This window comes from Photobacterium sagamiensis (assembly GCF_050337085.1).
GTDB classification, from domain to species: domain Bacteria; phylum Pseudomonadota; class Gammaproteobacteria; order Enterobacterales; family Vibrionaceae; genus Photobacterium; species Photobacterium sagamiensis.
Window position 1 is genome coordinate 45,682 of sequence record NZ_JAKJSP010000047.1, and the last position, 8,801, is coordinate 54,482.

Annotated in this window: 9 protein-coding genes and 1 pseudogene; all 10 read left to right on the plus strand. The window is 41.5% G+C overall.

The window, feature by feature from the left end; translation table 11 throughout:
• The 10 genes and pseudogenes from L4D76_RS20925 (at position 1) to L4D76_RS20970 (ending at position 8,340) form a co-directional block, all read left to right on the plus strand.
• The gene (locus tag L4D76_RS20925; RefSeq protein WP_428442814.1) at positions 1-1,125 is read left to right on the plus strand and encodes a sugar-transfer associated ATP-grasp domain-containing protein; all 1,125 of its coding nucleotides are present in this window, start codon (positions 1-3) and stop codon (positions 1,123-1,125) included.
• A 10-nt stretch (positions 1,126-1,135) separates the two neighbouring features.
• Positions 1,136-2,215 carry a glycosyltransferase family 4 protein gene (locus L4D76_RS20930; protein ID WP_428442815.1) on the plus strand — a complete coding sequence of 360 codons (1,080 nt, stop codon included), beginning with the start codon at positions 1,136-1,138 and terminating at the stop codon, positions 2,213-2,215.
• Positions 2,205-3,389: an aspartate-semialdehyde dehydrogenase gene (locus L4D76_RS20935; RefSeq protein ID WP_428442816.1), complete on the plus strand. Its 1,185-nt coding sequence runs from the start codon at positions 2,205-2,207 to the stop codon at positions 3,387-3,389. Before L4D76_RS20930 ends, L4D76_RS20935 begins: the two co-directional genes overlap by 11 nt.
• Complete coding sequence (locus L4D76_RS20940; protein WP_428442817.1) at positions 3,389-4,135, plus strand: WecB/TagA/CpsF family glycosyltransferase; 747 nt, start codon at positions 3,389-3,391, stop codon at positions 4,133-4,135. Before L4D76_RS20935 ends, L4D76_RS20940 begins: the two co-directional genes overlap by 1 nt.
• Before the next feature lie 120 nt (positions 4,136-4,255).
• Positions 4,256-4,387: pseudogene (locus L4D76_RS20945) on the plus strand (UTP--glucose-1-phosphate uridylyltransferase); the annotation flags it as partial.
• Between the two features lie 7 nt (positions 4,388-4,394).
• The gene (locus L4D76_RS20950; RefSeq protein ID WP_428442818.1) at positions 4,395-5,072 is read left to right on the plus strand and encodes a VpsP family polysaccharide biosynthesis protein; all 678 of its coding nucleotides are present in this window, start codon (positions 4,395-4,397) and stop codon (positions 5,070-5,072) included.
• A 142-nt stretch (positions 5,073-5,214) separates the two neighbouring features.
• The gene (locus L4D76_RS20955; RefSeq protein ID WP_428442822.1) at positions 5,215-5,478 is read left to right on the plus strand and encodes a VanZ family protein; all 264 of its coding nucleotides are present in this window, start codon (positions 5,215-5,217) and stop codon (positions 5,476-5,478) included.
• On the plus strand, positions 5,469-6,245 hold the full coding sequence (locus L4D76_RS20960) for a tyrosine-protein phosphatase (RefSeq protein ID WP_428442819.1): 777 nt from the start codon (positions 5,469-5,471) through the stop codon (positions 6,243-6,245). Before L4D76_RS20955 ends, L4D76_RS20960 begins: the two co-directional genes overlap by 10 nt.
• A 92-nt stretch (positions 6,246-6,337) precedes the next feature.
• Positions 6,338-6,838: a hypothetical protein gene (locus tag L4D76_RS20965; protein WP_428442820.1), complete on the plus strand. Its 501-nt coding sequence runs from the start codon at positions 6,338-6,340 to the stop codon at positions 6,836-6,838.
• Between the two features lie 74 nt (positions 6,839-6,912).
• Positions 6,913-8,340, plus strand: a complete 1,428-nt coding sequence (locus L4D76_RS20970) for an O-antigen ligase family protein (protein WP_428442821.1) — start codon at positions 6,913-6,915, stop codon at positions 8,338-8,340.
• The last annotated feature ends 461 nt before the right edge of the window (positions 8,341-8,801 follow it).

Genomic DNA, 8,801 nt, shown 5'->3' on the forward strand with positions numbered 1-8,801 from the left:
ATGAAATATTTAATCCGGTGTAAACATTTAATATTAGATCATATTCGTTGTTTATATTATGTCATATTCAACGAAAAGCATAAATTTAACATGAGGCGTTTTAGAGAGTGTGATAATTTAAAACCTAAAAGTCAGATTAAGTCTGAATTAATGGCACTTAAAGATTTTTGGGGTTGTATTCCAATGCAATATTATACGCATGATTTCTATTCTGCTGATTGCACACTTTCTCTAGAAGAAATGAAAAATTATATTCCCGGGTATTATTTCTATAAAGTTTTGTACCCCCATTACGATGATATTGCCTATGCAAATGCAATTTTAGAAGATAAATCAGTAATGAATTGCTTATTTACAGGCCTCGGTTTCCCTCAATCTCAAATTTTATTTTTAAAAAAAGGCAATGTTTTATTTGATGCCCAGGGTAGTGTTGTTAACCAAGAACGCTTCGATGACGTTATTGGAACATTAAATTGCGATAAAATCTTCATAAAACCTATTAATGGCAGAGGTGGAAAAGGCATTCTAATAGCTAAATATTGTGTGGATGGGATTTACACGGTTGCTAATAAACCTTTAAGTCACTTATTGATTAAAGAACTCGCTGGCAATTATGTTATCGAGCCATCTATTAAGCAGATTGATTATATTGACAAAATTTATCCGCATAGTGTAAACACTCTCAGGGCCATCACTAAAAGAGATGATAATGGAAAGATCACATTAATCGGTATGACATTAAGGATGGGTAATTCTGGGCGTGAAATTGATAATGGCTCTGCAGGTGGGTTTTTAATTGGTATTAATCTCGAAACCGGTACTGCCATACGGGATTATGCCAGTTATAATTACGGAATCGAAAAATTTGTTTCTCACCCAGATACCGATTTTGTTTTTTCTGAGTTACAGATCCCTGACTGGAACAACATCAAGGAACAAATTTTAGGTTTTGCGCAGCAATTCGTTTTTTTAGATTTGGTTGGCTGGGATATTGCCATTACCGAACATGGGGCATTAGTGATTGAAGCTAACACCTATTTTGGTATTGATCATTTACAAGCCGGACTAGGTGGAATAAGGAAAGATTTTATACAATGCGATCCTAAAAAATATCTTTATATGTAGAGAGATTAAAATGAGTAAATTTAAAGTTATAGTTGTATCTGTCTCGCCATCCGGTAAGGGAGGGGTTGCTACTGTTATAAATACATTTAAGAAATCAAAATTACTCAACGAAAATTGTAGCGTACGCTATTTTTCATCTCACTCATCAGTTTCGTCGTTGAATAAGATTTACACAATACTGTGGGCTTATTTACAGTTTCCTTTCGTCTTGTTATTTGGAAAATATGAACTAATTCATATTCATGGTTCATTAAAAACGAGTTTTTACAGGAAATTATATTTTTTGTTAGTCGGAAAATTATTTGGACTGCCTGTGATATACCATCTCCATACAGCTCAGATCGATAAATACTTTACTGGCATTACACTGTTAAAATTCAAGCTCACTAAGTATATATTTTCACTGTATTCCAAAAGGTTATGTTTAGGCTTTCCAGTTGTAGATAAATTATTTAATTATACAGGTGTAGCATGGGAAGTATTACACAACCCAATAAGTTGTCCTGAACCGATGAAGCCTCGTCATAAAAATGAAGTGTGTAACTTTTCCTTTATGGGTGAACTTTCGCAAAGAAAAGGGATTATTGACTTATTAAATGCATTTACCATTGTTTCAACAATCAACCAAAACGCTCATTTGTATGTGGCAGGAAATGGTGATTTACCCAGACTTATTAAAGTTGTTGAGGACTCAACCATTTCAGGAAGAGTTACTTTTTTAGGCTGGATTAATGCTGAAGAAAAAGAAAAGTTATTAGCAAAAACGGACGTTATTGTACTCCCTAGCTATGCCGAGGGATTACCAATGTCCATTCTAGAGGCTATGAGTGAAGGTTTACCAGTAATCACTACCCCTGTAGGTTCAACTACTGATGCTATTTCTGATGGGAAAGAAGGTATTATAGTGAGGCCCGGAGATATAGAAGCTATAGCCAAAGCAATGTGTACGCTAGCAGAAAATGATGAATTACGTAAAAAAATGGGAAATGCAGCAAAAAATAAATTTTCACTATTATTCGAATTGGAAATCGTTGCCAACAGATTGTTATCAATTTATCAAGATCTACTTGAGATACCACATGCAAAATAGTAATTCAGATATACTAAAAATCTCTAAGAATTTACTAGCCCAGGCACAAAAGGAATCTTTTGTTGGCTCAGATCCTTTTGATGGCCTAAACAGTCGTTTTTTTTCGGTTTTTCCGTTGTTAAAAAAGGGCCTGTTTGGTTTGGCATGGATTCAAATTCACAAACGTTCGGTTATCAATTTTCGTGCATTATTCAGTGTAGCTAAAAAACGTAATCCAAAAGGTATTGCTATTTTTATTTTGGGGTTATTAGAAAATTATAAATCAGTCCAAACACAAGATTTTTTAACGCAAGCAATTGAACTTGCAGATTGGCTGTTAACTCAGCAAAGTGATCGGGCTCAATGGAAGCACGCTTGTTGGGGGTATCACTTTGACTGGAATGCTCGGGCATTTTATGTACCTAAAGGCAAGCCAAATGTGATCACGACTATCTATGTCGCTCAGGCCTTGTATCAATTAGGTAAAATAACAGGTAAGACAAAATATACCGTGCCGGCACTGGATGCTGCGAATTTCATTGTAAAAATGCTCTATTGTGAATATGATGGCCGATCATTTTTTGCCTATATTCCGGGAGAAACTGCGTTTGTACATAATGCCAGCTTATGGGGAGCAGCTTGGGTCGCATTTGTCGCTAATGTGACGGGTAATGAAGAATTTAAGCTGGTGAGTTTGAAGGTGGCAAGGCAATCTGTTTCTGAACAAGGTAAAGCTGGCGAATGGGTTTATGGCTCAAAACATCATCATCAGTTTATCGATGGTTTTCATACAGGATTTATTCTGGAAGCTCTGCACCTCTTAAGAACTGCACTTTCAACAAAAGAGTTTGATAATGCTATAGAAAAGGGGTTGGCTTATTACAGGGCTGAGCTTTTTGAGCAGGATGGTACGGCAAAGTACTACAACAACAACAAATACCCCTTAGATATGCACTCTGTATCTCAGGCTGTAGTGACGTTTTTAAAAGTCAGCGGTAAACCAAAAGATATTGATCTGGTCGAAAAGATTATTCATCGCGCTATCGAAACGTTGTACATCCCTAATGAACAACGATTTGTTTATCAAAAGCACAAATATTTCACCAATAAAATAAATTACATCCGCTGGACTCAGGCTTGGGTTTACTACTCCTTTGCTTTCTATAATAGACTTTCATCAGAAAGGACTAACTAATGGAACGAATTGAATTTTTAAACGCACCGATGGACAGTGCTACTATGGATTTGACGGTTGCCTATATTGAAGAAAAAGTGTCCAAAGGCGAATTTATACAACACGTTGTAGTAAACGTCGCAAAATTAGTTCATATGCAAAAAGACAAGCTACTAGCCGATTCAATAAAAGCATGTGATGTGATCAATATAGATGGTATGGGGGTTGTGTGGGGTGCCCGTTTTTGCGGCCATGCTATTCCAGAACGTGTTACTGGCGTAGATCTTTTTCATAACCTGCTGAAAATGAGTGCAAATAGAGACTTCCCTGTATTTCTTTTGGGGGCTAAGGAAGAAATTGTATCAAAAACAGCCAATACAGTCAGTGAGTTATACCCTGAACTCAAGATTGCCGGATATCATCATGGTTATTTTTGGAACGATGAAGAAGCCGTAGTAAATCAGATCCGTGAGTCAGGGGCTAAATTACTGTTTGTTGCCATCACCTCCCCCAAAAAAGAGAATWTCATTAACAAATGGAAGAATGAATTAGAGGTTAATTTCGTAATGGGTGTTGGAGGCACTTTTGATGTGGTTGCTGGTAAGGTAAATCGAGCTCCAAAATGGATGCAGGATAATGGATTGGAATGGTTTTACCGAATAGTACAAGAGCCAAGTCGCATGTGGAAAAGGTACTTAGTGACTAACTCTAAATTTGCCTGGCTACTATTAAAAGAGAAGTTATCCTCCTCTACAAATAGCCATTAAAAATCCAGTCACAAAAGATAATAATCACAAAATAGAATATCTGATAACTAATAATCCTCATTGGATTCTTACTCATCTTTGTTTTTATATTTATGGCTTATATTATTTTAGGGTTGAAATATGATCAAAAAATGCCTTTTCCCGACTGCAAGTTACGGTAACCGCTTTTTGTCGGCAACAAAGTCGGTGCTGGAAGAAATGATGCCCATCGTCAACAATCCACTGATTGAGTATGGTGTTGATGAAGCGCTGGTTTCCAATGGCTAGCAGAGGTTGTTCTTTTTGCCTGGCAATCATAGCCTGCCTGCTGATTTTTTTTGCTGGCAGGTTCGGTATTGCCAATCTCTATGCTGTAGGGCTGGAGCAGATGCAACACCGCTGGGCAGTTAATGGCTCAGCTAACGAGCAGGAACTCAAAAACGCGTCTATCCTCGCCCACCGGATGCTAAGCTTACATGCTGAGCACCCTCACTATAACTCACTCGCGGCATCCCAGGCTCAGTGGCTGTTATTATCAGGGATCGATTCTGAAGAGAAACGTAAAAAGCTACTTTCAGTGGCCAGCAATTATTACCGCGCTTCAATTGAACAGCGACCTGGCTGGCCAGACAGTTACGCCAGACTGGCGAAAATTGAGTGGCAACAAGGAGCCGGGGCTGACCGGATGTTCCAGTTGATGGCAACAAGTCAAAGATTCGGACCTTTTGATGCAACAACACTATATGGCATGGCTGAAATTGGTCTGGCTAACTGGTCGATACTTACTTCAGAGCAACGGATGGACGTCTTCGATGCCGTATTGCAGGCAATGGCGCATTATCAAACCCGATCACATATGGAACGAATTGTTACCTCACCGCTTCAAAAAGAGCGAGGCTGTCGACTGTTGGCATTAAACAACCTAACAACAAAACGATGTGGAGTCACAAAAAACTAATGTTGATCACCAAACTATTTCGAATATTTGTGCTGATGTCAGTCGCGCTATTCATCTGCGCCTCACTGCTGAAAAGCATCGGCTGGTATAACTTTTTTTTCAAGCCGCTGAGGACGTTGTCGGGGGGGACAAAGTACTTCACCTGATGGTAACCTTTTGTATCTCATTGCTGGTGGACTTGGCTGCAAGTACTTACCAGCACCAACCACCGGCAAACTTGTTCAACCGGACGTTTATCTGTCTGTTTGTATTATTCTCAGCCGATGAATTGCTGCAGCTATTATCCATTTATCGTCATTTTTCCTTTGCGGATCTAACGGCAAACTATGTTGGCCTGCTGCTGGGTTGGATAGTAAGCCGCTTGCTCCTGAAAACCACCACCAAGGATCATAGCCATTGTTCATAAATTCAGCTAAGCAAGTGCACATTGATTTACACTGCCATTTGTTACCGGGCATTGATGATGGAGCCTGCGATCTTGAGATGTCACTGGCAATGGCAAAGCAGGCATTGGCTGACGGTACCGAGTGTGTGGTAGCAACGCCACACATTCATCCGGGCATTTACGATAACTGCATCCAGAATATTACTAAGGTTGCAGCCGCTTTCTTGCCTGTTTTCAAACGTGCTGAGATCGGCCTGCAATTGCGGGTAGGGGCAGAAATTCACCTCTGCCCGGAAATAATGCAGTGGGCAGAGAAAGATCAGCTGCCCTTCATTGGCAATTACCAGGGGAAAAAAGTGTTATTACTTGAATTCCCCCACGGACATATCCCTCTAGGTTCCGAGAAACTGGTTAAATGGTTACTAACCAACAACATATTACCTATGATTGCCCATCCGGAACGGAATCGGGATATCTGGCGTGATCCAAAAAAATTGCAACCCTTTATTAAGCTGGGTTGTCTGATGCAAATTACTGCTGGCTCTCTGTCTGGTCACTTCAGGGAAGAGTCAAAAAAAGCTGCCATCACTCTGATGTCTGAAGATTATGCACACGTCATAGCCAGTGACGGGCACAATATCGATCGGCGCCCCGCTACTCTATCATCAGGCGTGACCGTAGTCGAAAAACTGTTTGGAAGCAATCGAGCACGGATGATGAGTTATCACACTCCCAACGAAATCATTCAGAATCCATCTTGGCAAGTACTCGGAAAAATATGTAATTAAAACCAATTGGCCAGCTAAGCAATACTTGCAGCTGTTCTCGTTTAAATAATTGCCTTCAGGCTATCTGAAAACCTGCACACAAGGAGTAGACCATGAAATTACGCAACGCATGCCTTATCCTTTCTTTAGCATTGGCAAGCAGTAATGCAACTGCTGATATAAAGTCTGATATCGCGGCTGGACTAGACATTCAGCACGTGATTACAAACGCAACAGAGCAAGATATGAAATTCGGATCCATTATCAGTACCATTGCTAAAATCAACCCTGAACTACTCACTACCGTGGTATCAACACTTGTAAAAACAAACCCAAATCAAGCAAGCGAGATTACAGTGGCTGCGGTAAGCGCAGCACCACAGCTGGAACAACAAATTGTGGATGCAGCAATCAAACAAGCTCCCTCTCAGTCGGCCAATATAATTGCAGCGCTAATCACTGCCGGGCATGACCCACTTACACTAACTCAGGCACCTGTAGCTGGTACTGCCACGAACACAACCCCAACGATCTATAAACAGCTGAGCACACCAATGTCTGTTGGTAACGGCGGCGGCGGTACCGGCGGCATCGGCACCGCCTCCCCAAACTAAACAATAGGCTCCAAGCCTCAGATTCTAAGTCCCGGTTTCTTTTCACTTCCTGTAATAAGCATTATTAAACCATCATGCCAAAAACGGAACGAATTACTTTTTATAGCCTACTTGCGCTACTGATCTGGTTACCAATCCCGCTGGCTAGCAACCGTCCATGGGCCTGGTCCATTATGGAAATCTGGGTAGCCCTTCAGACGCTGGCTTTGCTGGTGCATTACCGTGGCACTCTACCCTGGCAACAGCTGCTCGCATTTAAGTGGTTATTAGGTCCTTTAGTACTGTTTCAGCTCTGGACCCTGCTGCAGATAATTCCAGTACCATTATCAACTCTGTTCTGGATATCACCAAAAACGGCTGATATCTATCATCAGGCCACCAATAGTGTAACCGGTCTGACAATCACAACCGCCTCTCTCTCTCTCGACAGGGAACAAACCTTTATTTCCCTGCTCAAGGGAGTCAGCTACTTTCTGCTGGCGTTGAACGTCTGCCTGCTTGTCAACAATGGCAGCAGAGTTAAATGGGTTGTTTCCGCATTGGTCATCAGCGGTACCCTGCAGGCCTTTTATGGAGCGATGCTGGTACTGCTGGATATCAAAAGCAGCCCAGTATTTGGTTTCGCACTGGGTGATATCGCCACCGGCTCGTTCGTGTATAAAAACCATCTGGCCAACTATTTGATGATGGTACTGTCGCTGGGGATAGGTTTGATTGTATCTCAGATGCATGCCTCACCTTCACAAAACTGGCGCATAAGGTTTGTGCGCTGGATCCAGGCGATGCTCAGCAATAAAATGCTTATACGCTTGTGTCTGGTGATCATGGTCATTGCGCTGGTGATGACCCGCTCCCGAATGGGCAACACTGCATTCTTTGCCGCAACCGTGATTGGTTCAATACTCGTGCTGTTACTGTATAAACACCGCCCTCGGGCCTTCACTGTACTGATTGTCAGCATTCTGGCGATTGACACTATTGTGGTCGGTACTCTGTTCGGGTTGGAAAAAGTTAAACAGCGACTGGAGCAAACCTCACTGGATCAGGAAGACCGGGATCAGGTGGTATACTGGGGGCTAGATATAATTAGAGATTTTCCACTAACCGGCACCGGCGCCGGTAGTTTCTACTCTACATTTCAAGCCTACCAACAGGAATTCTTGGGAATCTTTTACGATCACGCACACAACGACTACCTGCAGTTTGCGATTGAATCTGGTCTGCCGGCAACATTGATGCTGGGGGCAATGGTGTTACTTACCCTGTGGTATACCTTATGGACTCTGCGCAACCGTCATAGTCAGCTGATGAAAGGGGTCGCCTTTGGCTGTTGCATGGCAATCATTGGAATGCTGATCCATATCAGCGTGGACTTTAACCTGCAGCCGCCAGCGAATGCAGCCACCTTTATCGTGATCCTATGCCTGGCAACCATCGTCAGACAAATGCCCCGAGACGGCTGGGTAACGGCAAACAAAGCAGGAATAATTCACCGAAAATAGGTTGGCAGCCAGCAAAGAAATCACCCATTAACTGTTTATTGGCGAGTATACAATTAAATCTCACCTTTATAATATTTGAAAAAATTTATGTAAAAAACTGACAGCAAGCCATGGCTTGGGCTAAACCAAACCTCCATTAAAGCTACACTCTTAAAATAATAAAATAGGATATAATTGTAGTATATCTATTGGGACAATTTCTAAGTATCTAAGTGCCTAAGGAAAACCAAATTCATTAAGCTACACTTTTATTATCACCTGACACACGCCGATTGAACCGCACGATGCAATGTACTGTACAGCTAACTGAGTTTGAACGTCATACCCTACAGCAACTGTCGTTGAACCATATACACCGAGATATCCGCACTCGAGCCGCAGGAATATTATTATTAGCTCGTATGCTTACGCCTAAAGAGATCGGCGCTGAACTTTGTGTCACTCCTAGAGTGGTATATAAC